This is a genomic window from Pantoea osteomyelitidis (assembly GCF_044342975.1).
GTDB classification, from domain to species: domain Bacteria; phylum Pseudomonadota; class Gammaproteobacteria; order Enterobacterales; family Enterobacteriaceae; genus Pantoea; species Pantoea osteomyelitidis.
This window is the reverse complement of record NZ_JBGFSN010000005.1, coordinates 1-25,255: the sequence shown is the minus strand read 5'-3', so window position 1 is coordinate 25,255 and position 25,255 is coordinate 1. Positions and strand designations below refer to the sequence as shown.

Genomic DNA, 25,255 nt, shown 5'->3' with positions numbered 1-25,255 from the left:
TATGTGCTCGGATAGTGATAGCCTGCGGCAATTCCCGGACGGCGTCAAATTCACTTCTTGCCGTTTTCCCGTGGTTCACGCAGCACTTCATTGATTTCCGGTTTATCCAGCGGCCCGCTGATGTGATAACGCAGCAGGGAAATTTTGTTCCAGAGTGGGCCAAGTACCTTGCTGGCGGCAAATACCGCCGCGCCCACGACCGGATTGATAACAAACGCGGTGGCAACGCCCACCGAGGCAGAAATCTCCGGCGCGACGACCGCTTCCATATTGATCTGCCTCTTCACCAAATCAACCTTGCCCTGCATGGCGATGTCCGCCTCCAGACCATCCACTAACAGGTTATCGGTACGCATCACGCCATTTTCAATCCACGCGGTGCCGTTGATCGAGTCGAAATAAAACCCTTTGCTAAAGGTATCACTAAAATCGAAGCGAAGTTTGCGCAACAGCGCGTCAAAGCTGAACAGGCGCAGAAGCTGCCCGGCAGTGCCGGTGTTAACGTCCGCTATCTCGCCTTTGCCAAAGTGGCTTTTCAGCACGCCGCTCAGGGTTTCTTCGGAAGGCTGCCAGGGCGCCGCACGCCAGTGCAGGTCATAGTCGATAGCAAAAGGCGCGTCACGCAGCGGCGTATTAACGCCAAACCAGTTAACGGCGTCATTGATATTTTTACCGCTCAGCTTGCCCTTCAGCGAGGTGCGCTGATCGCCGGGATGGTTGCTCCACGCGCCATTTACCCTGAGCGTTGAGTTGCCGGTATCGATCAGGCCATCGGTCAGGGTTAAGGTTTCCCCCTGCGGCTGTAAGCTGGCGCGCATATGGCCAAATTTTTGTCCCCGCAGCCAGCACTCATCGCAGCTAAGCTGCAGCGCCGGCCAGCTGTGAAAATCGATCTGGCTGCTGTTGCCGGAGAACGGCGAACCGCTTTGCTGGCCCGCCGTATCCCATTGCGGATTGTAATAAAGATAGTTAAGCGCCACCTGCCAGGCTGCATACTTCGCGGTTTTCAGGCTGCCGCGAATTTCACGTCCCTGCACATCAACCTGCATATTTCCTGTCGGCCCCTGGTTCAGCGTGGCGTTCAGGTCGTGCCACTGCTGGCCCGCCAGCGTAAGCGACGGCGTATGCAAAACAATATCGCCCGGTATCCCCGCGCCCGCAATCTGCGGCGCGTCGCCCGATGCGCTTTTCCCCGCCGCCAGCAGAGCCAGCCAGGCTTCGCCATCCAGCGCTGGCAGGTTGAGCGCCATGCCCGATTTTTCCGGCAGCGGCGGCGTGCTTTTCGCATTGTCCATCCAGATACCGCGATCGACGCGCAGCTGCGGCGAGAGCAGCCAGCGGCTGTTGAAACGATGCCTGTTGTCTACGCTGCCGCTGAGGTCGAAGTGCTTCAGGTCGCCGGTTGCGTTTACCGCGATCGGCATCGCTTCACCGGCGCGCTTGTTCAGCGGCGAAGGTAAGTGACTGCTTACATTTTTTGCATCCCCTGTCAGCGCGATCTCATAGCGCGCGCCGCCCTGCTGCGGCAGGGTGATGTCCACGTTGCTTTGCCACGTCATATGTCCGGCAAGCTGGCTGGCCAGGGCAGAAGGCACCTGCGTTATCTTGTCTGGCTGCCAGTCGCCGCCCAGCTTGACGTTTACCGCAAAATTATCCCTATTCTCCTGGGTAGTGAAGCTGACGCCGACCGGCTGGCCAAACCAGTTGGCCTGCATCTCGTCGCTCTCCAGATTACCGTTGTTATAACGGAAGCGGCCGGTCAGCTTTTTCAGGGTGGTATTGAGCGGTTTGATATGCAGCTCGTTGTTGTTCATCGCCACGTCGCCACTGGCATGAACCTGCTTACCATCCAGAGGAATATTGAGATTGAGATGTCCGCGCGTCTCGCCCTTGATCTCAAGCTGCTGCAACGCGGCGCCAAGGGACCCTTTTAACGGCGTTTGCTGGAAATAACTGGCGATGTGCGCGCCTTCGCCGCTGATATCGCCATCTATTATCAGCTTCTCTTTCAGGTAATCCGGGATCACGGCGCTGACGTTTTTCGCCGCGACGTTGCCCAGCTTCGCCTCCGGCGCACGCATCCACAGACCATCGTTAACGAAATCGAGATCGATATCGAGATTTTCCAGCGACGGCCAGCCGGGCTGGAAAGCGTAGGTGGCTTTGCGCAGCGGAACCCAGACTTCAAACATGCCATCGTTATGGCGGAAGGGGAACAGCGTTGGATTACCGGCAAACAGCAGGGTGGCGTTTTCGACCTGCCCGCCTTTGATTGCATTGCTGAGATAGTGCGTCAGGCCATGCCCCATCAGCTGCTGCGGGAAATAGCGCCACGCATCACCAGCGTCCGTCACCCGTATGCCTGCCAGAATATCGAGCCGCGGCGCCTTGCCGATGTTCTGCTGATAGCGAAAATCGCCGCTCGCCCGCAGCGAGCGCGCCTGCACATCAAGATCGCGGCCATCCAGCGTCAGGCCATTGGCGTCACGCAGCCAGCTCAGCGTGCCGCGCGCCTGCTGAATCTCCAGCGGCGCCTGGAACATCTCGCCGTAAGGCACGTCGGCGCGTCCCATATCGATTTTCAGCTGGCCGTTAACAAAGCTGCCGTTCGCTTCGCCCTTGAGGTTGCTGATGCCGGGCAGCACCTTCCAGTGCTGCCAGCTCAGGTTATGCCATTTTACCTGCATGCGGCTGTTTGCCGGCTGCTGCAACGGGATATCCAGCGCCAACGCATCTACCTCTCCCTGCGGCCTTAGCGCGCGCCAGTTTTCAATCAGCGTGGGGGATAAAGGCGCAATCAACGGCACCAGCGGTTCAATACGTTGCAGATCCAGCCGGGTCGCACGCACGCGAATTTCCGCCTGCTGATTCGCGCCCAATTGCTCTTTATCTTCCGGGCGCCACAGCAGTAAGAAATGTCCGGCAGGCCAGGGCGTGCCATCGGTACTCAGACGCGTTTGCGGCACGTTAACGACCCAACCGTTCTGGAAGCGCGACAGATGCGCCGTCAGCCCATCGATATTGAGCTGGTGCGTTTCATTCTCGCCGTGCCAGCGTGCTCCCCCTTTGCGCAGCAGCAGATCGCCGGCATAGAGTTCGCCCCCGCGCAGGCTGACCCAGGCGTCAAGGCTGACGCGAGCGCTGTCGAGCGTGGTATTGTCATGCATCCAGCGCCCAAGCCACGGCCTTGCATCTACATCCTCGGCCTGCATCCAGATGCGTCCGTTATTAAGCAATCCGTCATTGTCATTGACATCGAGACGCACCTGCACCACACCATGTTGGCCAGTAAAGCTGGAGAGGCTTACTTCCCCTTCCGCCCGATGGCGCGTTTTCTCGTTAAGCCAGGTAAGCGCAGGAATCGCCAGCTCAGCATGCTGGCCGGAAGGCGTCAGAAAACGGATGCTGCTGTCACGCAGGTCGAAGTGGTCAAACTGATGAAGAAAAATTTCGTTGATTTGAGCAGGCCGCAGGCTGTGTTTTTGCTGGTCGTTATTGATCAGCGGTCGATTTGTTTCCAGGCGCAGCTGCCAGAAGGTGAGATCGCGAAACTGCCAGCGCCAGTGCAGCAAAGATTGCCAGACATCCAGCGCAAGACTAACCCGGGCGATAGTGAGCTTGCCATCATCCTTCATATCCAGATTGAAGTCGCGGATTTGCAGCGTGGGGCCAAAGGTCTCCCATTTCCCCTGCAGCGCGCCCGCTTCTACCGGCATGCCGCTGGCGCTGGAAACTGTCTGCAATATTTCGCTGCGATAGCTGTTGAGATGCGGCATGACAAGACGCAGCCCGCTGACCAGCAGCGCCACAATCACAATGATCGTGGCGAGCAGCAGTAACAAAATCCTGGGCAACTGCCTCACACACCTCTCCTTGTCTTCCGCTAAGTGACGGATGGGTTCTTCACGCCATTACTATCGCCAGACAAGAACAATGGGCATGATTTCGCATTTTAACGCAAACAAGGCTGCATTTTTAGCCCGCTTCGGTAACAAACCCCGCTATCGGGCCAGCATTTGCAGAAGTTTTACATCATCACAACGTCAAACTGCTCCTGAGTATAGAGCGGCTCAACCTGTACTTTTACCTGCTTACCGACAAAAATTTCCACTTCAGCCAGTGCATGTGACTCATCGGTTTTTAACGCCTCGCCCACCGCAGGCGAGACATACACCAGAAAACGGTCCGAATCGTAGGCGTGATGCACACGCACAATTTCGCGCATGATTTCATAGCATACCGTTTCCACGGTTTTTAATGTGCCGCGTCCTTTGCAGACCGGGCAATCTTCACACAGCACATGCTCGATGCTCTCCCGCGTACGTTTGCGCGTCATCTCCACCAGTCCCAGCGCGGAAAAACCGTTGATGCCGGTTTTTACCCGATCTTTACTCAGCGCGTTTTCCAGCGAATGCAGCACACGGCGACGATGCTCCTCATTACTCATATCAATAAAATCGATAATGATAATGCCGCCAAGATTGCGCAGGCGCAGCTGACGCGCGATCGCCTGCGTCGCTTCGATATTGGTATTGAAAATGGTTTCGTCGAGATTGCGGTGACCCACGAAAGCGCCAGTATTGATGTCGATAGTGGTCATCGCTTCCGTTTGATCGATGATGAGATAGCCGCCCGACTTCAGCTCGACTTTGCGATCCAGCGAGCGCTGGATCTCATTTTCCACATCATAGAGATCGAAAATCGGCTGCTTGCCGTTGTAATGTTCCAGCTTGCGGGTCATTTCCGGAATGTATTCGCCGGTAAACTCCAGCAGCAGATCAAAGGTCAGACGAGAATCGACACGAATGCGATCCAGCGCGGCGCCAGCGAAATCACGCAGCACGCGCTGCGCCAGCGCCAGCTCGCCGTATAACAGGCAGCGCGTCTGGTTACGCTTTTTGCGTTCGCTGACTTTGGTCCAGAGCCGCTTGAGAAAGGCGGCATCCTGCGCCAGCTCTTCCGAGCCGATGCCTTCCGCCGCGGTACGGATAATAAAGCCGCCAAGATCGTCGCAGTAAGCGGCAACCACCGTCTTCAGGCGCTCGCGCTCGCTTTCGCTTTCGATGCGCTGCGAAACACCGACATGCGATGCACCGGGCATAAATACCAGATAGCGGGACGGCAGGGTGATATCGGTGGTCAGCCGCGCGCCTTTGGTGCCCAGCGGATCCTTAACCACTTGCACCATGAGATCCTGTCCCTGGCGCACCAGCTCGGCGATATCGCGCACAACGAAGTTCTTTTTCTCTTCGCCCGCCACGCATTCGGTGTGCGGCATAATGTCGGATGCGTGCAGAAAAGCGGCTTTATCCAGCCCGATATCGACAAAGGCGGCCTGCATGCCGGGAAGCACCCGGCTCACGCGTCCTTTATAGATGTTGCCGACAATGCCGCGCCTGGCTTCGCGCTCAATATGGATTTCCTGCAGGATGCCGCCATCGATGTAAGCGACACGCGTTTCGGAAGGTGTGACATTTACCAGTAATTCAGCCGTCATATTATTCCCTCACGGCACGCAGTGACTGAAAATTGCTGAGTAGCTCGTCAGTCTCAACCAAAGGCAAGCCAACAACCGCGTGATAGCTTCCATTAATTTTGCGCACAAAGTTGCCGCCTGCGCCCTGAATACCGTACGCGCCCGCCTTGTCCATGGGTTCGCCGCTGGCGATATAGGCGGCGATGTCGGCTGCGGTTAAGCTGCGAAAGGTGACGTCGGTGGTCACCAGGCAATCGAGCTGGCGTTGGCGATCGGCCAGCGCCACGGCGGTCATCACCTGATGGGTCTGGCCAGAAAGCTTCGTCAGCATTTCTGCGGCATGCGCTTCATCACGCGGTTTTTCCAGCACCTCGCCATTGAGTATCACAATGGTATCCGCACCCAAAACCGGCAGATCGCGCGGTGCGACCGCCACGCCCGCCTGCGCCTTTTCTGCCGCCAGTCGGCGCACATAGGTATCGGCGGCTTCGCCAGTTTGGCGGCGCTCTTCCACATCGATCGCCACACGTTCAAACTGCAGCCCGAGCTGCGTCAACAGTTCACGCCGACGCGGTGAACCAGAGGCCAGATAGAGGGTTACCATAAAATTCCTTACTGAACAGCGAACTGACGACGGATTTTTCTCATCAGTAAGAATAGCCAGGGCCAGAGAACGCCGTCGATAACGCTGCTCCAGAAAATTTCTGGTCGGAAAGAGACGTTGATCACTAAAAACTCCGCCCAGAAAACAATCACGTCCATTGCCAGCGACAGCACCATAACCATTAAAGCCTGCTGCCACAATGCTAAGTTACGGAAAAGCTGGAATTTAAAGGCGACCAGGTAGGCGATGATGCTCAGCGCAAGAGCGCGAACCCCCAGCGTGGAGCCGGCGATCAGATCCATCAACGCGCCCAGCACAAAGCCGGTGCCCACGTTAACGCGGTGCGGCAGCGCCAGCACCCAGTAGATGAGGATTAACAGAAGCCAGGATGGCCGGAACATATAAAGTTGTTCCGGCCAGGGCATGATCTGCAGTACAAGGGCAACAAGGAAGGACAGCCAGATAACCCAACGGCCCTGGCTGCGATAACTACTCAAGGCTGGCCTCCGCGCGCATTCGCGGGAGTGCCCTGCCCGCCGTTGCCGGCAGGCGCGGGCGGTCCCATCTGCGCGCCCGGTTGCATCATCGACGGCGCCGGTGGACCCATTTCGCCCGCAGGCGGCAGCACCTGCGGCATCATCTGCATCAATCGCTCGTTGGCAACGCGATGTACTTCATCGGGTTCCATCGGCATGACGCCGTTGCGATCCGCGCCCCACAGCAGAAGCAGGTAGCGCAGGCGTTGCAGACCGGCGGTCGGCCGCGCCTGAATCACCGTATAAGCGCGCTGCGTATCCACTTTGACCGAAGAGACCACCGCCACCGGATAACCTTCCGGGAAGCGTCCGCCGAGACCGGAGGTCACCAGCACATCGCCAACGCGAATATCGGTATTGCCCGGCAGATGTTCCAGCTGCAACTCTTCGGTACAGCCGTTACCGGCGGCAATCACGCGGATATCGTTGCGCAGTACCTGGATCGGCAAGGCATGGGAAGCATCGCAAATCAGCAGCACGCGGCTGGAGACTTTACCGACGGCAATCACCTGGCCGACCACGCCTTTGTCGCTGATCACCGGCTGACCTTCGTACACGCCGTTGACGCTGCCTTTGTCGATCACCACCTGATCGGTGTAAGGATCGGTGCCGGTGGAAATCACCTGCGTCACCATCTTATGCTCGTCCTGGCGCAGCGGCGAACCAAGCAGCTCACGCAGACGCGCGTTTTCCTGCTTATACTGCCCCAGCATCAGCAAATCGCTGTTTTTCAGGAAAAGTTCGCGGCGTAAGGCTTTGTTTTCCAGCTCCAGCTGCTGGCGCGACGCCAGCGTATCCGAAACGCTGTCAAGAATCTGTCTTGGCCCATTAGCCAGGAAATAAAACGGACTCACCGAAGTGTCCAGATAGTTGCGTATTTGGGTAAATGACCCGACGCGACTATCGGCAATGATGATGGCGATCGCCACGATCACCGCCAGAAAAAGGCGCAATTGCAGGGAAGGTCCCCTGCTAAATATCGGCTTCATAAATTCTGCGTGTTCCTCGACAACAGGTAAGGGAGTGCGGGCTGAGCCAGACACTCCCTTGAGCTGGACGTATCATACCGTCGCATGCGGCGCCGGCGTTCACGCTTTATCCCTGCGTATACTGACAGCGGTCACAGCTGATTGAGGCAATTATTCTTCGCTGAACAAATCGCCGCCATGCATGTCGATCATTTCCAACGCTTTACCGCCACCGCGCGCCACGCAGGTTAACGGATCTTCTGCTACCACCACCGGAATACCGGTCTCTTCCATCAACAGACGATCCAGGTTACGCAGCAGCGCGCCGCCGCCGGTCAGCACCATGCCGCGCTCGGAGATATCAGACGCCAGCTCCGGCGGACACTGCTCCAGCGCGACCATCACGGCGCTTACGATACCGGTTAACGGCTCTTGTAACGCTTCAAGAATTTCATTGGAGTTCAGCGTAAACCCGCGCGGCACCCCTTCAGCCAGATTACGACCACGTACTTCGATTTCGCGCACTTCATCGCCCGGATACGCTGAACCGATCTCATGCTTGATACGTTCCGCCGTGGCTTCGCCAATCAGCGAGCCGTAGTTACGGCGGACATAATTAATAATAGCTTCATCGAAACGGTCGCCGCCGATACGTACTGACGAGGAGTAAACCACGCCGTTCAGTGAGATCACTGCCACTTCCGTGGTACCGCCGCCGATATCAACCACCATCGATCCTGTGGCTTCGGAAACCGGCAGTCCGGCGCCAATCGCGGCCGCCATCGGTTCTTCAATCAGGAAAACTTCACGCGCGCCTGCACCCTGTGCTGACTCGCGAATGGCGCGGCGTTCAACCTGGGTTGCGCCTACCGGCACGCACACCAGCACACGCGGGCTGGGACGCATAAAACTGTTGCTGTGCACCTGTTTGATAAAGTGCTGGAGCATTTTTTCGGTGACGAAAAAGTCGGCGATTACCCCGTCCTTCATCGGACGGATAGCGGCGATATTGCCAGGGGTACGACCAAGCATCTGCTTGGCTTCATGTCCAACGGCCGCTACGCTCTTTGGGGAGCCGGCGCGATCCTGACGAATAGCCACGACGGAAGGCTCGTTCAGCACGATGCCTTGTCCTTTTACATAAATCAGGGTATTCGCAGTACCCAGGTCAATGGACAAGTCATTGGAAAACATGCCACGAAATTTTTTAAACATACTAAAGGATAATCCTGCAAGCTGGGGGCGGAAAATAAAATCCGCTTACTTTACCAACCACACGAAGCTGCCACAAGGCGCAAAAACGTTCCGCTTCGGTGAAAAAGTGCGCTAAATTGCGTTTAAGTCATAAGAATCGTCATAAGAGCGTCACGGTACGCAGGAAAACCGCCCTTTAATCAGCTTCTCATCTTATTGTGTTCATCGTACCCGACATAAAATCTAACATTTCTGGCCGCGCTCTGCTGCGCCATACCCGACATTAAGCGGGTAAGAGAGAGTTTAAGGCCGCGCATCGGTTTCAATCAGCTAAATAGAATAACGTTGCGAATATTTTTTCACGTTGCTATTAACCGGCTGCGAAGTGGCGAAAAGATCGCCCTGCCCGCCTGCCACGCCTAAGCTTGCCAGCATTTGCCACTCTGCCTTGGTGCGCACGCCAGCCGCAAACACCTGTGTTGCGGTGGGTTTGCACACTTCCAGCAGGCTTTGCACGAAAAGCTGATTTTCCGTTCGCCGCTCAATATTACGCACCAGACCGGGGTCAAGCTTAATTAATTCAAGCGGAAACTGCTTGATATAAGCGCTGCTGACCACAGTGAGTCCCGCCTGATTTACCGCGATGCGACAGCCAAACCTGTGCAGCATGCGAAAAACAGGCGCTAAACGGTTGATGTGTTGACAGACATCAGCCTCAGCAAGTTCAAATAAAAATCGTTTTCTTTGCGCTTTCGTACATTGCAGCAGCACATTCTGCATCCAACGCAAAAAAGGCCGCTGCAACAGCGAGTCGATGGTGACCGGCAGCCCCAGCGTTTCGTCCGGCCAGACCTCGGAAAGCGCCACGATGCGCATTACCAGCTGGCGATCCCAGGCGTCGGCCATGCCTAACTGCAGCACCAGCGGCATATATTCTGCCGCCAATACCTCTTTATCACCATCAAAGATGCGCGTTTGTAGTTCACGATGATGTACTTTCCCGTTGAGCATAACCGCTGGCTTTTGATAAAGACGCGGGCCGCCGCGGCTCAGGGTATTTTCCAGCAGGGTGCGCCATTTTACGCTGCCGCGCCCCATATCTACCGGATTTCCTTCGCCAACCGACCAGTTATTTCCACCCAACAGCGACGCGCGGCGGGTTGCCAGCTCTACGCTGTCCATCACCTGCTGAACCGCCTGGCCGCTACGCCATGCGCTGATGCCAATATGAATCAGGTCGTCACGATCAACCATTCGCATCGGCGGCAGCGAATCCACCGCGTTGATAAGCTGCGCCGCAATGCCGCCCGCCTCCTTTAAGGTGCGATGAGGCAACAAAACGGTAAAATCGCTGCGGAAATAGCGCGCCAGCAGCGCGCCAGGATAACGCAACACAAAGGTCGACAGCATGTTGACCAGATCAAACAGATATTCATCCACCAGTCCTGAACCCAGCGTTTCGCTGAGCATCTCCAGATCCGGCAGACGCACCATCATAACCACGCCGTGGGTGCCCACATCTTCCTGATCTTCCAGCAGCGTCGCCAGCTGGTTATCAAAAAACAGACGGTTATTCAGCCCGGTACGGGTATCCTGCGCGGCAAAAGTGCGAATAAGGGTATCAATACGCAGCCGCTGCTCGCCAGCCTCATTCAGATCGGACAGCAACATATCAATGGCGCGGCTGGCTTTTGGCGGCCATTCATCCACGATTCCCCGCCGGGTCGCGCTGCGTTCGCCAGCGATGATTTGCTGCGCGCGCGCCTCCAGACGCTCCATCCCCCGCCACTGCCGATTGAGCCAGCGGTGCGTCATCGCCAGCAAAATGCTCATCACAAACACCACGGTAAACATGGCAAGTAGGGTGTAAGTCCCCACCAGCGAGCGGAACCAGGTTTTTGCCGTATCGAGCATCACAACGCGCACGGACATGCCTGGCTGCTGCATCAGCGGCACGTCAAACTTAACGAAGCGGTTAGGCTCATCTTCCAGTATGGGATTTTCGTGGCGGGAAAGTTTCAGCAGCCTGTGCGAGCCGTTATGGATCTCGATCTGTTCAACATTCATCACCGGCATAATGCGTGACAGCCAGGCGTGCAGGCTGTCCGGAGGTTGCTTCAGCAGCGCCTTATCCACTTCCGTTGCCAGCGTTTGCACCCGATGTTCGATATGTTGGTTGTTAAGCCAAAAAAAGCTAAAAGCGCAGCCAACCAGCATTAACAGCATTGCCAGCACGCTTAAAAATGTAATAAACGCAGAAAATTTTGTGGTTAATCGCATCCCTGTGCCTGTTTTACCGCAGTTGAGGCCCCTGTATGACAAATAGTCTTGTCGACGAATTGTCTTGCCAGTGCGTCTGGCGTAAGCCAGAGCAAAATATCATAAATCGTGGTTCGCGGCAGCGGTACTCGTCTCTCTGTACTGTGCTGCGGGAGTATAACGCTGCAAGGCTACGTCAACGCATCTGTGCTCTCTTTTTTCGGCCAATTCTCATCGTCCGGCCCGCACCAGGAAATTTCATATTTTCATCGAAAAATTCGTCAGACTGACTGCTTTTGATCATGCTAAAAGCAGATATTTTTTCCGGAGAGTGTTTATGAAGCCCGTTAATCGTTTGACCGAAGCGGATGTCACCCCTGAAAGCGTGTTCAATATGCAGCGACGCCAGGTTCTGAAAACCCTGGGATTAAGCGCCGCCGCCCTCGGCGTGTCGGGCGTGGCGCAAGCCGATGTGCTCGACTGGTTCAAAGGCAACGATCGCCCGCCCGCGCCGTCCGGCAAGCCGCTCGACTTCACTAAGCCCGATAAATATCAGGCCGATCTGCCGCTGACGCCGCTGGATAAGGTATCGGGTTACAACAACTTTTATGAATTTGGCCTGGATAAGGCCGATCCTGCGGCGAATGCCGGCACGCTGAAAACCGATAACTGGCAGCTCACCATTGACGGCGAAGTGGCGAAACCGCTGACGCTGAGCATGGACGATATTTTCAAACGCTTCGCGATGGAGCAGCGAATTTATCGTATGCGCTGCGTGGAAGCCTGGTCGATGGTGATCCCCTGGGTCGGCTTTGAGCTGGGTAAATTATTAAAAGCGGCGGAACCCACCAGCAATGCGCGGTTTGTCGCTTTTCAGACGCTTTATGCGCCGGATCAGATGCCGGGTCAGAAAGACCGCTTTATCGGCGGCGGCCTCGATTATCCTTATGTCGAGGGGCTGCGCCTGGATGAGGCGATGCATCCGCTCACGCTGCTGAGCACCGGCGTTTACGGCAAGGCGCTTCCGCCGCAGAACGGTGCGCCGATTCGCCTCACGGTGCCGTGGAAATATGGCTTCAAAGGCATCAAATCGATTGTCAAAATTACGCTGGTGCGCGATCAGCCGCCGACCACCTGGAATCAGATCGCCGATAATGAGTACGGATTTTACGCTAACGTGAATCCCCATGTGGATCATCCACGCTGGTCGCAGGCTACCGAGCGTTTTATCGGGCCTGGCGGCGTATTAAAAGTCGAGCGCCAGCCGACGCTGTTGTTCAATGGCTATGGCGAGGAAGTGGCTTCGCTCTATCGCGGGCTGGATTTACGGAGGAATTATTGAGTGCGTCTGACGATCAAGCAGATTACCGGCCTGAAGGTGCTGCTGCATCTGGCCGCGTTTTTACCGCTGGTATGGCTGTTTTTCGCGCTGAATCAGGGCTGGCTGAGCGCCGATCCCGCCAAAGATATTCAGCATTTTACCGGACGCATGGCGCTGAAGCTGCTGCTGGCGACGCTGCTGGTGACGCCGCTGGCGCGCTACGGCAAGCAGCCGTTGTTGATCCGCACGCGCCGCATGCTCGGTCTGTGGTGCTTTGCCTGGGCCAGCCTGCATCTGCTGAGCTATTACCTGCTGGAGCTGGGCGTTGATAATCTGCGTCTGCTGGGCAGCGAACTGATCTCCCGCCCTTACCTGCTGTTAGGCATTACCAGCTGGATCGTGCTGCTGGCGCTGGCGCTGACCTCTTTTCAACGCGCCCAGCGTAAACTCGGCCCCCGCTGGCAAACGCTGCATAATTTCATCTATCTGGTCGCGATCCTCGCTCCCATCCACTATATCTGGTCAGTGAAAGTGATTTCGCCCCAGCCGCTGATCTACGCCGCGCTGGCGATCCTGCTGCTTGCCTGGCGCTACAAGAAATTTCGCAAATGGTGGCCGCGTTAGCTTTCCAGGTTGTTTTCCCCGGATCGTTTTGTTAAAAAGCTGAGCCTTCAGCCCCGTCGGGATCAACTTCGCAGATAAGACCAGTATTTTGCTGCGAATTGCCACGAAACAGATATAATGCCCGGCTTTATTGCAAGCCGGGTCTTCTTTTTCATCACGACAGATGACAAACGGAGAATGGCGAGGTATTTTACGCGATGCCTCAATGATTGCCGGAGATAGCCGCAAGATGGCGCATAAATTTCACATTTTGCTTTTAAACGGACCCAACCTGAATTTGCTGGGAACCCGCGAGCCTGAGAAATATGGTCACGCTACGTTGCACGATATCGTCAGCGAACTGACGCGTCAGGCGGATCAGGTTGAAGTGAAACTGAGCCATCTGCAATCCAATGCGGAATATCAGCTTATCGATCGCATTCATGAGGCGAAAGGCAATGTGGATTACATCATTATTAATCCGGCCGCGTTTACGCATACCAGCGTAGCATTGCGTGATGCCCTGTTGGCGGTCAGCATTCCCTTTATCGAGGTGCATCTCTCTAACGTGCATGCCCGCGAGCCTTTCCGCCATCACTCCTACCTTTCTGATGTTTCCGCTGGCGTCATCTGTGGCCTTGGCGCAGACGGTTACTCATGGGCTTTACAAACGGCGGTTAAACGCCTGTCACATTCAAATTAAACAGAGTACGGAACCACACTCATGGATATTCGTAAAATTAAAAAACTGATCGAACTGGTTGAAGAATCCGGCATCGCTGAGCTGGAAATTTCTGAAGGTGAAGAGTCAGTTCGTATCAGCCGCGCACCTGCCAACGTCGGCTATCCCATGATGCAGCAGGCGTATGCTGCGCCGATGATGCAGCAACCTGCCTTAGCGACGGCGGTTGCGCCTGCCGCTTCGCCGGTTATCGAAGCCGCCGTGGTGCCGGAAGTGACCGGCCACATCGTGCGTTCCCCAATGGTCGGCACCTTCTACCGTACGCCGAGCCCGGATGCCAAAGCCTTCATTGAAGTGGGCCAGAAAGTGAATGCCGGCGATACCCTGTGCATCGTTGAAGCGATGAAAATGATGAACCAGATCGAAGCCGACAAATCAGGCGTGGTGAAAGCGATTCTGGTGGAAAGTGGCCAGCCGGTAGAATTTGACGAGCCGCTGGTTGTCATCGAATAACGGGGCGTACCATGCTGGATAAAATTGTTATTGCCAACCGCGGAGAGATTGCGCTGCGCATTCTGCGTGCCTGTAAAGAGCTGGGCATCAAGACTGTCGCCGTTCACTCCACCGCGGATCGCGATCTGAAACATGTGCTGTTGGCGGACGAAACCGTCTGTATCGGCCCGGCACAGTCAGTGAAAAGCTACCTGAATATTCCGGCGCTGATCTCTGCCGCCGAAATCACCGGCGCAGTCGCCATTCACCCCGGCTACGGCTTCCTCTCCGAGAACGCCGATTTCGCCGAGCAGGTTGAGCGCTCCGGCTTTATCTTTATCGGCCCGAAAGCGGACACCATCCGTTTAATGGGCGATAAAGTTTCCGCCATCACGGCGATGAAGAAAGCTGGCGTCCCCACCGTACCGGGCTCTGACGGCTCGCTGACCGATGATATGGATAAAAACCGCGCCATCGCTCAGCGCATCGGTTATCCGGTGATCGTCAAGGCGTCCGGCGGCGGCGGCGGTCGCGGCATGCGCGTGGTGCGTGCCGAGAAAGATCTGGAACAGTCCATCAACATGACCCGCGCTGAAGCCAAAGCGGCCTTCAACAACGACATGGTCTACATGGAGAAGTTTCTGGAGAACCCGCGCCACGTGGAGATCCAGGTGATGGCCGATGGCCAGGGCAACGCCATCTATCTCGGCGAGCGCGACTGCTCCATGCAGCGTCGTCATCAGAAAGTGGTGGAAGAAGCGCCAGCACCGGGCATTACGGCGGAACAGCGTAAGTTCATCGGCGATCGCTGCGCGAAAGCCTGTATCGATATCGGCTACCGCGGCGCGGGCACCTTTGAGTTCTTGTTCGAAAACGGTGAGTTCTACTTCATCGAGATGAACACCCGTATTCAGGTGGAGCATCCGGTGACCGAGATGATCACTGGCGTGGATCTGATCAAAGAGCAGCTGCGTGTCGCTGCCGGTCAGCCGCTGTCGATCAAACAGGAAGATGTGATCATTCGCGGTCATGCGGTGGAATGCCGTATCAACGCAGAAGATCCGAATACCTTTCTGCCGAGTCCGGGTAAAATCACCCGTTTCCACGCGCCGGGCGGTTTTGGCGTGCGCTGGGAATCGCACATTTACGCTGGTTACAGCGTGCCGCCGTATTACGATTCCATGATCGGCAAGCTGATCACCTACGGTGAAACCCGTGAGGTGGCGATTGCGCGCATGAAAAACGCGCTGGCGGAGCTGATTATTGACGGCATCAAAACCAACGTCGAACTGCAGATGAAAATCATGTCCGACGAGAACTTCCAGCGTGGCGGCACCAATATCCACTATCTGGAGAAAAAACTGGGTATCGCCGAGAAGTAATTCTCCGTTAAGTCAGTTTAAGGCCGGTTAATCCGGCCTTTTTAGTTTCTTGCCGGGTTTTAGGATTGAAAGATGGATGCACGTTTTCTGCAAGCGCATAAAGAAGCACGCTGGTCAGTTTTTTTGACGCTGGCCTATCTGGCCTTCTGGGGGCTCAGCGCCTGGCTTGGCGGCGTTGACAGTGGCATTACCGGCCTGCCGCGCTGGTTTGAACTCTCCTGCCTGTTTGCGCCGCTCTTCTTCATTTTTTTATGCTGGCTGATGGTTCGCCTGCTGTTCCGCGACATGTCTCTGGAGGATGAGCATGGAAGCTGAAATTATTCTTCCCCTTCTCGCCTATCTGGTGCTGATTGCCGGCCTCTCGGTATTTGCGGTACGCAAACAGCGCCAGGGCAATTTCCTTACCGAATACTTTCTCGGCAATCGCTCAATGGGCGGTTTCGTTCTGGCCATGACCCTGACCACCACCTATATCAGCGCCAGCTCGTTTATCGGCGGGCCGGGCGCCGCCTATAAATATGGCCTCGGCTGGGTGCTGCTGTCGATGATTCAGGTACCCGCCGTCTGGCTCTCACTAGGAGTGCTGGGAAAGAAATTCGCGATTCTGGCGCGGCGTTACAATGCGGTGACGCTAAACGATATGCTTTATGCGCGCTATCGCAGTCCGCTGCTTATCTGGCTGGCCAGCCTGAGCCTGCTGGTGGCGTTTATCGGCGCCATGACCGTGCAGTTTATTGGCGGCGCGCGTCTGCTGGAAACCGCCGCCGGTATTCCTTACGACACGGGGTTGCTGATATTTGGCGGCACTATAGCGCTCTATACCGCTTTTGGCGGCTTCCGCGCCAGCGTACTTAACGATGCGATGCAGGGGCTGGTGATGCTAATCGGCACCTTTCTGCTGCTGTTCGCCGTGATCCATGCCGCAGGCGGCCTTGACGTGGCGGTGACGAAGCTGCGCGCCATTGATCCGCAGCTGGTGGAGCCTCAGGGACCTGGCGGCATCATCACCCCGACCTTCTTAAGCTCTTTTGCCGTGCTGGTCTGTTTTGGCGTGATTGGTTTGCCCCATACCGCCGTGCGCTGTATCTCCTATAAAGACAGCAAGGCAGTTCATCGCGGCATTATTATCGGCACCATCGTGGTGGCGCTGCTGATGCTGGGAATGCATTTGGCGGGCGCGCTGGGGCGGACAATCGTGCCGAATCTTAGCGTGCCGGATCGCGTGATCCCGGTACTGATGATCACCGTATTGCCGCCGATCGCCGCCGGGATCTTCCTCGCCGCCCCCATGGCGGCCATCATGTCCACCATTAATGCGCAGCTGCTGCAATCCTCCGCTACTCTGATCAAAGATCTCTATTTGCGCATCGCGCCGCATCAGATGGAGAATGAGACCCTGCTGCGCGCGTTATCTGGCGGCATTACCTTTGTTTTGGGCGCGCTGCTGCTGCTGGCGGCATGGAATCCGCCGGATATGATTATCTGGCTGAACCTGCTGGCGTTTGGCGGGCTCGAAGCGGTGTTTCTCTGGCCGCTGGTGCTGGGGCTTTACTGGGAAAAAGCCAATGCTGCCGGTGCGATCAGCGGCATGGTGTGCGGCGCAGCCTGCTATACCCTGCTCGCCAGCCTGAACGTGCAGCTTTGGGGATTTCATCCCATTGTGCCTTCACTGATAATAAGCCTGCTGGCCTTTCTGGCGGGCAATCTGTTTGGTCGCGCTTCTCATCTTTCTGACGCGACCACAACGTTGAAATAAAGAGATACGTTATGCCATGGATTCAAATCAAGATTAATACCGCCGGTAGCCATGCCGAGGAGCTGGGCGATGCGTTAATCGACATCGGCGCGGTTTCCGTGACCTTTCAGGACACGAACGATACGCCGGTATATGAGCCGCTGCCGGGCGAAACCCGTCTCTGGGGCGATACCGACGTGGTTGGCCTGTTTGATGCGGAAACGGAGATGAGCGAAGTCGTGGCGGCGCTGACGCTGCATCCGCTGCTGGGCGCAGGCTTCCGTCACAAGATCGAACAGATCGAAGATAAAGACTGGGAGCGAGAATGGATGGATAATTTCCATCCGATGCGCTTCGGTGAGCGGTTATGGATCTGCCCAAGCTGGCGCGATGTGCCAGACCCGAACGCGGTGAACGTGATGCTGGATCCCGGCCTCGCCTTTGGCACCGGTACGCATCCTACTACTGCGCTCTGCCTTGCCTGGCTTGATGGTCTGGATCTGGTTGGTAAAACAGTGATCGATTTTGGCTGCGGCTCCGGGATTCTGGCGATTGCCGCGCTGAAGCTGGGCGCCGCGCAGGCGATTGGTATCGATATCGATCCACAGGCGATCCAGGCGAGCCGTGATAACGCTGAGCGCAACGGCGTTGCCGATCGACTGTCGCTTTATCTGCCCCATCAGCAGCCGGACAACCTCACCGCCGATGTGGTGGTAGCAAATATTCTGGCTGGCCCGCTGCGCGAGCTGGCGCCGCTGATCGGCGTTTTGCCGAAATCGGGCGGTCATCTGGGTCTTTCCGGCGTGCTGGCTACGCAGGCTGACAGCGTGTGTGAAGCTTACGCCGATACCTTTGCCCTGGATCCGGTCGCGGAAAAAGAGGAGTGGTGCCGTATTACCGGCGTTCGCCGCTAAGCGCTGCCGGAGCCTGAATATAAAATCATCCGCTCCGGCGCCTCTTCTCAGGTAATAAGCGTGATTAATTATCAGCGCCCCGTCACATATATCGCTATTTGCAACATGTGGCGTTTTTTATATGGCGCTTTTCCGGGCTTTGGCAGAAAAATTTTTGTTCACAATTTCAGCGTAAAAATTTAACTCTCTGAAATATATAAATTATTACCTGTTGCCGGTGCGCAGTACCCGATTTGCTTGATCTTTACCTGCTGATTGTTCAAAGTTTGGCCTTTCATCTTCGTGAAAAAATGCGTAATATACGCCGCCTTGCGAACAGATAGGGTCACTTCTTTTTCATGCGCATCGGACAATACCAGCTTCGTAATCGATTGATAGCTGCGCCTATGGCTGGAGTTACTGACAGGCCGTTTCGCACGCTCTGTTTCGAGAATGGCGCCGGGATGACCGTTTCCGAGATGATGTCGTCGAATCCTGAAGTCTGGGCAAGCGACAAATCGCGTTTGCGTATGGTTCATAGTGACGAGCCCGGAATTCGCGCCGTGCAGATTGCCGGTTGCGATCCTGATGAGATGGCTGCCGCCGCCCGGATTAACGTGGCATCAGGCGCGCAGGTTATCGATATCAACATGGGCTGCCCGGCTAAAAAAGTGAATCGTAAGATGGCCGGTTCGGCGCTACTGCAGTATCCGCAGCTGGTAGAGCAGATTCTTACCGCGGTGGTGAATGCCGTAGACGTGCCTGTTACGCTGAAAATTCGCACAGGCTGGGATACAGAGAATCGTAATTGTGTAGAAATTGCCCAATTGGCTGAACGTTGTGGCATTCAGGCCCTGACCATTCATGGACGCACACGCGCCTGCTTGTTTCAGGGTGAAGCTGAGTACGACAGCATTCGGACAGTTAAGCAGAACGTTTCCATTCCGGTTATCGCGAACGGAGACATTACTGACCCGCACAAAGCCAGAGCAGTGCTCGACTATACGGGGGCTGATGCCCTGATGATAGGTCGCGCTGCTCAGGGAAGACCATGGATCTTCCGGGAAATCCAGCATTATCTGGACACAGGGGAGCTGCTGGCACCAAAGCCTCTGGCTGAGGTGAAGCATATGCTGATTGGACATATACGGGAGCTGCATGACTTTTACGGTCAGCGCAAGGGATACCGTATTGCCCGAAAACACGTTTCCTGGTATTTGCAGGAAAGTGTCCCTGACGACCAGTTTCGGCGCACATTCAACGCCATTGAGGATGCCAGCGAACAGCTGGAGGCGTTGGAGGCATACTTCGAAAATCTTGCGTAAACGAAATAAAGAGCTGAAAGAACTATGTTCGAACAACGCGTAAATTCTGACGTACTGACCGTTTCTACCGTTAACTCACAGGATCAGGTAACGCAAAAACCACTGCGTGATTCGGTTAAACAGGCACTGAAGAACTATTTTGCTCAACTGAACGGTCAGGATGTGAATGACCTGTATGAGCTGGTACTGGCTGAAGTCGAGCAGCCTTTGTTGGACATGGTGATGCAGTACACCCGTGGCAACCAGACCCGCGCAGCCCTGATGATGGGCATCAACCGCGGCACGCTGCGTAAGAAACTGAAAAAATACGGCATGAACTGATTTTTGTTCATTGTCTGTAATGACGCCAGCCTTCGGGCTGGCGTTTTTATTTCTGCGTTACGCTTCTGCGTCACGACAAAGCAATATCGGATGAAACAGTTGCCAGCATAATGGTAACGATCGTTGCAATTATCTGTCTCACTTTTTAGCGAATAAACACTTCCGCGTTTACTTTTTCTCTTTCTTTCAGCATCCCTTCATCAATGCGTACAGCTACGTTTTCGCATGCCCTGCTGCAATTGTTTCCCTGACTTTTCCCCATCTCTGCGCACTGGCTCACACTGCTCTCATATAGTGAAACTTTTTGCACTATTTGTGATCGAGTCGACTCGCTTTGCTCCCTTTTGGGGCGTCATAGTAGACCGACTTTCAAAATACGTCAGAATATTAAGAGATCTTTCTAACGAATTCAGGATTCTGCAAACCTGGCATTTACTTTGCAGTGTCGTGAATGGCCAAGTGCCAACGAGAGAAAAAACGCTCATTAAAGCGCGCAATACACACATCACTACACGATTTCGCCACACAGGATGCTTTATGAAAAAGATGATGCTTTCCACTTTGGTCGCTGCAGCTTCACTGTTCGCTGTTGCACAACAGGCGCACGCCGGAAACACACTGGACGCGATTAAAAAGAAAGGGTTTGTTCAGTGCGGTATCAGCGATGGCCTACCGGGCTTTTCCTATGCTGACGCCAGCGGTAAATTTACCGGCCTTGACGTAGATGTATGCCGCGCTGCCGCTGCCGCCGTTTTTGGCGATGCGACTAAAGTGAAGTATACCCCGCTGACTGCTAAAGAGCGTTTTACCGCGCTGCAGTCCGGCGAAGTAGATATTCTCTCCCGTAACACCACCTGGACCTCTTCACGTGACGGCGGCATGGGCTTCCTGTTTGCAGGCGTTAACTACTATGACGGCATCGGCTTCCTGACTCACCAGAAAGCGGGCCTGAAAAGCGCAAAAGAGCTGGATGGCGCCACGGTTTGTATTCAGGCGGGTACTGACACCGAGCTGAACGTAGCGGACTACTTTAAAGCCAACAATATGCAGTACACCCCGGTGACCTTTGACCGTTCCGACGAATCCGCCAAAGCGCTGGATAGTGGCCGCTGCGACACGCTGGCCTCAGACCAGTCTCAGCTCTATGCGCTGCGTATCAAACTGGGTAAACCGGACGAGTTTATCGTTCTGCCGGAAGTGATTTCCAAAGAGCCGCTGGGGCCGGTAGTTCGTCGCGGCGATGATGACTGGTTCACCATCGTGAAATGGTCCTTCTATGCGATGCTGGATGCCGAAGAGATGGGCATCAGCTCGAAGAACGTCGATCAGATGGCGGCGAAACCCACTAATCCGGATATGGCTCACCTGTTAGGCGCTGAAGGCGACTTTGGTAAGGATCTCAAGCTCGATAACAAATGGGCTTACAACATTATCAAGCAGGTCGGTAACTATCAGGAAAGCTTTGACCGTAACGTTGGTAAAGATAGCCCGCTGAAAATTGCCCGTGGCCAGAATGCCCTGTGGAAAGATGGCGGTATCCAGTACGCGCCACCAGTACGCTAATTTCCAACCAGACCGGACACCGTATCAGGCGGTGTCCGCTCAGAGCTTTCGTCACTGAGGTTTCAACATGTCACAACGCCCAACCGTAAAAAGGGATTTTTCATTTGGTAATCCTACGGTTCGCGCCTGGCTTTACCAGATAATTGCAATAGTGGCGGTATTCGCTGTGGTGGGATATCTCATCCACAACACGGTGATCAACCTTGCTAATCGCGGCATCACGTCCGGCTTTGGTTTTCTTGAGCGCAGCGCCGGTTTCGGCATCGTCCAGCACCTGATTGAATACACCGAAGGCGACACCTATGCACGCGTGTTTCTGGTTGGCTTAACCAATACCCTGCTGGTTTCCGCGCTCTGTATTGTTTTCGCGTCTGTTCTCGGTTTTTTTATTGGTCTGGCTCGCCTTTCCGATAACTGGCTGTTGCGGAAAATCTCGACTATCTACATCGAGACCTTTCGTAATATCCCGCCGCTGCTGCAGATTTTCTTTTGGTACTTTGCCGTTTTACGTAACTTACCGGGACCACGTCAGGCTCTGAGCGCTTTCGATCTGGCTTTTGTCAGTAATCGTGGCCTCTATATTCCCTGGCCCCAGTACGCGCCGGGCACCGGGCCTTTTATCATTGCGCTGGCTGTGGCTGCGCTGGGTACGATTGCCCTGTTTCGCTTTAACCGCAATCATCAGTTGAAAACCGGTCAGCTGCGACGCACCTGGCCGGTGGCTATTGCAATGTTCGTGCTCTTTCCGCTGGCGGCGCAGCTGATGTTTGGCGCGGCAATGCACTGGGATATCCCGGCGCTGCGCGGGTTTAACTTCCGTGGCGGCTTCGTCATGATCCCGGAACTGGCGTCGTTAACCCTGGCGCTTTCGATCTATACCTCTTCATTTATTGCCGAGGTGATCCGCTCCGGTATCCAGTCTGTACCTTATGGCCAGCATGAGGCAGCGCGGTCGCTCGGCTTGCCAAATCCGGTGACGCTGCGCCAGGTGATTATTCCGCAGGCAATGCGCGTTATCATCCCGCCGCTGACCAGCCAGTATCTCAACATCGTCAAAAACTCGTCGCTTGCTGCCGCGATCGGTTATCCCGATATGGTGTCGCTGTTTGCCGGAACGGTGCTGAACCAGACCGGACAGGCTATCGAAACCATCGCGATCACCATGGGCGTGTACCTGATTATCAGCCTGACGATTTCACTGTTGATGAACATTTATAACCGCAAAATCGCGCTGGTTGAGCGTTAAGAGAACGGTAAGACTATGACTGTGACCACACATGAAACGCCTCCCGTGCCGACAACACCCTTTGCAAAAGCGGTGCTTTGGGCACGTAAAAACCTGTTCTCCAGCTGGTTTAATTCGCTGCTTACGCTGTTCTGCCTGTGGGTTATCTGGGCGGTAATCCCACCGGCGCTGAACTGGTTAGTCTTTCAGGCGAACTGGTTCGGCGAAACGCGCGCTGACTGTACCAAAGAGGAGGCCTGCTGGGTCTTTATTCATGCGCGTTTCGGCCAGTTTATGTATGGCCTTTATCCGCATGAGCTGCGCTGGCGTATCAATCTCGCGCTGGTGATTGGCCTGCTGTCGTTGATTCCGATGTTTATTAAGCGTTTGCCGCGCCGCGGTCTTTATATCGCCTGTTGGGCAGTGTTCTGTCCGCTTATCATCTGGTTCCTGCTTTATGGCGGCTTTTTAGGACTCGAGCGCGTTGAAACCCGCCAGTGGGGCGGCCTGACGCTGACGCTGATTATCGCATCTGTGGGTATTGCCGGCGCGCTGCCGCTGGGGATTCTGCTGGCGCTGGCCCGACGCTCGCGTATGCCGGTGGTACGTACGCTGTCAGTGATTTTTATCGAGTTCTGGCGCGGCGTGCCGTTGATTACCGTGCTGTTTATGTCATCGGTGATGCTGCCGCTGTTTATGTCGGAAGGCACCACTATCGATAAGCTGGTGCGTGCGCTGGTTGGTGTTATTTTGTTCCAGTCCGCTTATGTGGCTGAAGTAGTGCGCGGCGGTTTGCAGGCGTTGCCGAAAGGCCAGTACGAAGCGGCGGAATCGCTGGCGCTCGGCTACTGGAAAACACAGGCGCTGGTTATTTTACCGCAGGCGCTGAAGCTGACTATTCCCGGCCTGGTGAACACCATTATCGCGTTGTTTAAAGATACCAGCCTGGTGATCATCATCGGTCTGTTTGATCTTTTCAGCAGCGTGCAGCAGGCGACCGTCGATCCTGCCTGGCTCGGGATGTCAACAGAAGGGTATGTCTTCGCCGCTCTGGTCTACTGGATTTTTTGTTTTAGCATGTCGCGCTACAGTCAGTATCTGGAAAAGCGCTTTCACACCGGGCGTTCATCCCATTGAGGTTTAACATGACACAAATTCCTTCTTCTTCTCCTGACGCCATGATTACTCTCGAGAATGTGAATAAATGGTACGGGCAGTTTCATGTACTGAAAGATATTAACCTGCAGGTGAAGGCGCGTGAGCGTATCGTTCTTTGTGGTCCTTCCGGTTCCGGCAAGTCCACCACGATCCGCTGTATTAACCACCTGGAAGAGCATCAGCAAGGCCGTATCGTGGTAGATGGCATTCATCTTAATGATGATGTGCGTAATATTGAGCGCGTACGAACCGAAGTGGGCATGGTATTCCAGCATTTTAATCTGTTCCCCCATCTGACCGTTTTGCAGAACTGTACACTGGCACCGACCTGGGTTCGTAAGATCCCCAAAAAGGAAGCGGAAGAACTGGCGATGCATTATCTACAACGTGTGCGCATCGCTGAGCATGCCCATAAGTTTCCTGGACAACTCTCCGGTGGGCAGCAACAGCGTGTAGCCATTGCCCGTTCGCTCTGTATGAAACCGAAGATTATGCTGTTTGATGAACCTACCTCTGCGCTCGATCCGGAGATGGTAAAAGAAGTGCTCGATACCATGATTGGTCTGGCTGAAGACGGCATGACAATGCTGTGCGTAACGCATGAAATGGGATTCGCCCGCACGGTAGCAGACCGCGTGATCTTTATGGATCGCGGTGAGATCGTTGAGATGGCGCCGCCGCAAGAGTTCTTTGCTAATCCTAAATCAGAACGTACCCGTGCCTTCCTCTCACAGGTTATTCATTAAGCTCCTGTTGTAGTGACGTAGCGCTGACCCCGGCCCTGAAAAGCCGGGGTTATTTTTTTGCTTTGAACAGGAGTAAGATTTGCCCGGACGGACGATGCAAAAAATCTGCTTAAACAAAGTCGCCTCGCTTTTTGCAGTGACCTTTTCCTTTTCGGGATACAGCAGATACGAAAAAGCCCCGTACGTCAGTACGGGGCTTATCGCAATTTGATGCCTGGCAGTTCCCTACTCTCGCATGGGGAGACCCCACACTACCATCGGCGCTACGGCGTTTCACTTCTGAGTTCGGCATGGGGTCAGGTGGGACCACCGCGCTACAGCCGCCAGGCAAATTCTTTATTTACCGAACTCATGCCTTTACTACTGGTGCTGATACCCAGAGTCGAACTGGGGACCTCACCCTTACCAAGGGTGCGCTCTACCAACTGAGCCATATCAGCACACTTAATTTGATGCCTGGCAGTTCCCTACTCTCGCATGGGGAGACCCCACACTACCATCGGCGCTACGGCGTTTCACTTCTGAGTTCGGCATGGGGTCAGGTGGGACCACCGCGCTACAGCCGCCAGGCAAATTCTGTTTTCCCGCGCCGCCCCTTCAGGCCACGCCGGACTTATCCGGTGAACAAGCTGAAACTTTCTCAAAAAACGCCTCTGGCGTTGTAAGGTTAAGCCTCACGGGTCATTAGTACCGGTCAGCTCAATGCATCGCTGCACTTACACATCCGGCCTATCAACGTCGTCGTCTTCAACGTCCCTTCAGGACCCTCAAG

At 55.2% G+C, this 25,255-nt stretch carries 21 protein-coding genes, 1 tRNA gene and 3 rRNA genes; 14 read left to right on the top strand and 11 right to left on the bottom strand.

The genetic code is table 11. The features are described from left to right. Positions 1 to 50: 50 nt before the first annotated feature. The 7 genes from yhdP to csrD form a co-directional block, all read right to left on the bottom strand. Positions 51 to 3,863 carry an AsmA2 domain-containing protein YhdP gene (gene yhdP, locus ABU178_RS13780; protein WP_397215882.1) on the bottom strand — a complete coding sequence of 1,271 codons (3,813 nt, stop codon included), beginning with the start codon at positions 3,861 to 3,863 and terminating at the stop codon, positions 51 to 53. Positions 3,864 to 4,027: 164 nt separating this feature from the next. Continuing rightward, on the bottom strand, positions 4,028 to 5,497 hold the full coding sequence (gene rng / locus ABU178_RS13775) for a ribonuclease G (protein WP_397215880.1): 1,470 nt from the start codon (positions 5,495 to 5,497) through the stop codon (positions 4,028 to 4,030). A 1-nt stretch (position 5,498) separates the two neighbouring features. After that, positions 5,499 to 6,080 carry a Maf family protein gene (locus ABU178_RS13770; RefSeq protein ID WP_397215878.1) on the bottom strand — a complete coding sequence of 194 codons (582 nt, stop codon included), beginning with the start codon at positions 6,078 to 6,080 and terminating at the stop codon, positions 5,499 to 5,501. Positions 6,081 to 6,088: 8 nt separating this feature from the next. Further along, positions 6,089 to 6,577 carry a rod shape-determining protein MreD gene (gene mreD / locus ABU178_RS13765; protein WP_397215876.1) on the bottom strand — a complete coding sequence of 163 codons (489 nt, stop codon included), beginning with the start codon at positions 6,575 to 6,577 and terminating at the stop codon, positions 6,089 to 6,091. Then, the gene (mreC, locus tag ABU178_RS13760; protein WP_397215874.1) at positions 6,574 to 7,605 is read right to left on the bottom strand and encodes a rod shape-determining protein MreC; all 1,032 of its coding nucleotides are present in this window, start codon (positions 7,603 to 7,605) and stop codon (positions 6,574 to 6,576) included. Before mreC ends, mreD begins: the two co-directional genes overlap by 4 nt. Before the next feature lie 150 nt (positions 7,606 to 7,755). After that, a complete protein-coding gene (gene mreB / locus ABU178_RS13755) occupies positions 7,756 to 8,799 on the bottom strand; it encodes a rod shape-determining protein MreB (RefSeq protein ID WP_004385136.1) in 1,044 nt (347 codons plus the stop codon). A gap of 309 nt (positions 8,800 to 9,108) precedes the next feature. Continuing rightward, positions 9,109 to 11,058, bottom strand: a complete 1,950-nt coding sequence (gene csrD, locus ABU178_RS13750; RefSeq protein WP_397215872.1) for an RNase E specificity factor CsrD — start codon at positions 11,056 to 11,058, stop codon at positions 9,109 to 9,111. A 316-nt stretch (positions 11,059 to 11,374) separates the two neighbouring features. On the opposite strand from csrD, the gene msrP reads away from it, so the two are divergent. The 14 genes from msrP (at position 11,375) to ABU178_RS13680 (ending at position 24,483) form a co-directional block, all read left to right on the top strand. Further along, positions 11,375 to 12,379 (top strand): protein-methionine-sulfoxide reductase catalytic subunit MsrP, encoded by a 1,005-nt coding sequence (gene msrP / locus ABU178_RS13745; protein WP_397215870.1) that lies wholly within the window; start codon positions 11,375 to 11,377, stop codon positions 12,377 to 12,379. Next, complete coding sequence (gene msrQ, locus ABU178_RS13740) at positions 12,380 to 12,982, top strand: protein-methionine-sulfoxide reductase heme-binding subunit MsrQ (protein WP_397215868.1); 603 nt, start codon at positions 12,380 to 12,382, stop codon at positions 12,980 to 12,982. 229 nt (positions 12,983 to 13,211) lie between these two features. Continuing rightward, positions 13,212 to 13,664 carry a type II 3-dehydroquinate dehydratase gene (gene aroQ, locus ABU178_RS13735; protein WP_397215866.1) on the top strand — a complete coding sequence of 151 codons (453 nt, stop codon included), beginning with the start codon at positions 13,212 to 13,214 and terminating at the stop codon, positions 13,662 to 13,664. A gap of 21 nt (positions 13,665 to 13,685) precedes the next feature. Next, positions 13,686 to 14,156, top strand: a complete 471-nt coding sequence (gene accB / locus ABU178_RS13730) for an acetyl-CoA carboxylase biotin carboxyl carrier protein (RefSeq protein ID WP_397215864.1) — start codon at positions 13,686 to 13,688, stop codon at positions 14,154 to 14,156. Positions 14,157 to 14,167: 11 nt separating this feature from the next. After that, positions 14,168 to 15,517: an acetyl-CoA carboxylase biotin carboxylase subunit gene (gene accC, locus ABU178_RS13725; RefSeq protein WP_397215862.1), complete on the top strand. Its 1,350-nt coding sequence runs from the start codon at positions 14,168 to 14,170 to the stop codon at positions 15,515 to 15,517. Positions 15,518 to 15,589: 72 nt separating this feature from the next. Then, positions 15,590 to 15,832, top strand: coding sequence for a YhdT family protein (locus ABU178_RS13720; RefSeq protein WP_397215860.1), 243 nt, complete (start codon positions 15,590 to 15,592; stop codon positions 15,830 to 15,832). Further along, the gene (gene panF / locus ABU178_RS13715; RefSeq protein ID WP_397215858.1) at positions 15,822 to 17,273 is read left to right on the top strand and encodes a sodium/pantothenate symporter; all 1,452 of its coding nucleotides are present in this window, start codon (positions 15,822 to 15,824) and stop codon (positions 17,271 to 17,273) included. The genes ABU178_RS13720 and panF overlap by 11 nt, the downstream gene beginning before the upstream one ends. 11 nt (positions 17,274 to 17,284) lie before the next feature. Next, positions 17,285 to 18,166, top strand: coding sequence for a 50S ribosomal protein L11 methyltransferase (prmA, locus tag ABU178_RS13710; protein ID WP_397215856.1), 882 nt, complete (start codon positions 17,285 to 17,287; stop codon positions 18,164 to 18,166). A 338-nt stretch (positions 18,167 to 18,504) separates the two neighbouring features. Continuing rightward, positions 18,505 to 19,470 carry a tRNA dihydrouridine synthase DusB gene (gene dusB, locus ABU178_RS13705; RefSeq protein WP_397215854.1) on the top strand — a complete coding sequence of 322 codons (966 nt, stop codon included), beginning with the start codon at positions 18,505 to 18,507 and terminating at the stop codon, positions 19,468 to 19,470. A gap of 24 nt (positions 19,471 to 19,494) precedes the next feature. Next, entirely contained in the window at positions 19,495 to 19,791 is a 297-nt protein-coding gene (gene fis, locus ABU178_RS13700; RefSeq protein ID WP_000462905.1) for a DNA-binding transcriptional regulator Fis, read from the top strand. A 537-nt stretch (positions 19,792 to 20,328) separates the two neighbouring features. After that, a complete protein-coding gene (locus ABU178_RS13695; protein ID WP_397215831.1) occupies positions 20,329 to 21,354 on the top strand; it encodes an amino acid ABC transporter substrate-binding protein in 1,026 nt (341 codons plus the stop codon). Positions 21,355 to 21,421: 67 nt separating this feature from the next. Continuing rightward, positions 21,422 to 22,600 carry an amino acid ABC transporter permease gene (locus ABU178_RS13690; RefSeq protein WP_397215829.1) on the top strand — a complete coding sequence of 393 codons (1,179 nt, stop codon included), beginning with the start codon at positions 21,422 to 21,424 and terminating at the stop codon, positions 22,598 to 22,600. A 15-nt stretch (positions 22,601 to 22,615) separates the two neighbouring features. Beyond that, positions 22,616 to 23,716 (top strand): amino acid ABC transporter permease, encoded by a 1,101-nt coding sequence (locus ABU178_RS13685; protein ID WP_397215827.1) that lies wholly within the window; start codon positions 22,616 to 22,618, stop codon positions 23,714 to 23,716. Positions 23,717 to 23,724: 8 nt separating this feature from the next. Then, the gene (locus tag ABU178_RS13680) at positions 23,725 to 24,483 is read left to right on the top strand and encodes an amino acid ABC transporter ATP-binding protein (protein ID WP_397215824.1); all 759 of its coding nucleotides are present in this window, start codon (positions 23,725 to 23,727) and stop codon (positions 24,481 to 24,483) included. Positions 24,484 to 24,695: 212 nt separating this feature from the next. Here the strand turns inward: ABU178_RS13680 and rrf (ABU178_RS13675) are convergent. From rrf (ABU178_RS13675) to ABU178_RS13660, 4 genes are all read right to left on the bottom strand, one after another. Then, positions 24,696 to 24,811: ribosomal RNA gene (gene rrf / locus ABU178_RS13675) — 5S ribosomal RNA — on the bottom strand. A 36-nt stretch (positions 24,812 to 24,847) separates the two neighbouring features. Then, a tRNA-Thr gene (locus ABU178_RS13670) sits at positions 24,848 to 24,923 on the bottom strand. A 14-nt stretch (positions 24,924 to 24,937) separates the two neighbouring features. Next, positions 24,938 to 25,053: ribosomal RNA gene (gene rrf, locus ABU178_RS13665) — 5S ribosomal RNA — on the bottom strand. Between the two features lie 93 nt (positions 25,054 to 25,146). Next, a 23S ribosomal RNA gene (locus ABU178_RS13660) occupies positions 25,147 to 25,255 on the bottom strand; the annotation flags it as partial.

Coding starts and splice junctions, on each gene's coding strand:
- ABU178_RS13680 (WP_397215824.1), top strand. CDS start 23,725: ATGACACAAATTCCTTCTTCTTCTCCTGACGCCATGATTACTCTCGAG.
- mreB (WP_004385136.1), bottom strand. CDS start 8,799: ATGTTTAAAAAATTTCGTGGCATGTTTTCCAATGACTTGTCCATTGAC.
- panF (WP_397215858.1), top strand. CDS start 15,822: ATGGAAGCTGAAATTATTCTTCCCCTTCTCGCCTATCTGGTGCTGATT.
- msrP (WP_397215870.1), top strand. CDS start 11,375: ATGAAGCCCGTTAATCGTTTGACCGAAGCGGATGTCACCCCTGAAAGC.
- mreC (WP_397215874.1), bottom strand. CDS start 7,605: ATGAAGCCGATATTTAGCAGGGGACCTTCCCTGCAATTGCGCCTTTTT.
- dusB (WP_397215854.1), top strand. CDS start 18,505: ATGCGCATCGGACAATACCAGCTTCGTAATCGATTGATAGCTGCGCCT.
- rng (WP_397215880.1), bottom strand. CDS start 5,497: ATGACGGCTGAATTACTGGTAAATGTCACACCTTCCGAAACGCGTGTC.
- accB (WP_397215864.1), top strand. CDS start 13,686: ATGGATATTCGTAAAATTAAAAAACTGATCGAACTGGTTGAAGAATCC.
- aroQ (WP_397215866.1), top strand. CDS start 13,212: ATGGCGCATAAATTTCACATTTTGCTTTTAAACGGACCCAACCTGAAT.
- ABU178_RS13720 (WP_397215860.1), top strand. CDS start 15,590: ATGGATGCACGTTTTCTGCAAGCGCATAAAGAAGCACGCTGGTCAGTT.
- ABU178_RS13770 (WP_397215878.1), bottom strand. CDS start 6,080: ATGGTAACCCTCTATCTGGCCTCTGGTTCACCGCGTCGGCGTGAACTG.
- fis (WP_000462905.1), top strand. CDS start 19,495: ATGTTCGAACAACGCGTAAATTCTGACGTACTGACCGTTTCTACCGTT.
- ABU178_RS13695 (WP_397215831.1), top strand. CDS start 20,329: ATGAAAAAGATGATGCTTTCCACTTTGGTCGCTGCAGCTTCACTGTTC.
- prmA (WP_397215856.1), top strand. CDS start 17,285: ATGCCATGGATTCAAATCAAGATTAATACCGCCGGTAGCCATGCCGAG.
- accC (WP_397215862.1), top strand. CDS start 14,168: ATGCTGGATAAAATTGTTATTGCCAACCGCGGAGAGATTGCGCTGCGC.
- ABU178_RS13685 (WP_397215827.1), top strand. CDS start 22,616: ATGACTGTGACCACACATGAAACGCCTCCCGTGCCGACAACACCCTTT.
- csrD (WP_397215872.1), bottom strand. CDS start 11,058: ATGCGATTAACCACAAAATTTTCTGCGTTTATTACATTTTTAAGCGTG.
- ABU178_RS13690 (WP_397215829.1), top strand. CDS start 21,422: ATGTCACAACGCCCAACCGTAAAAAGGGATTTTTCATTTGGTAATCCT.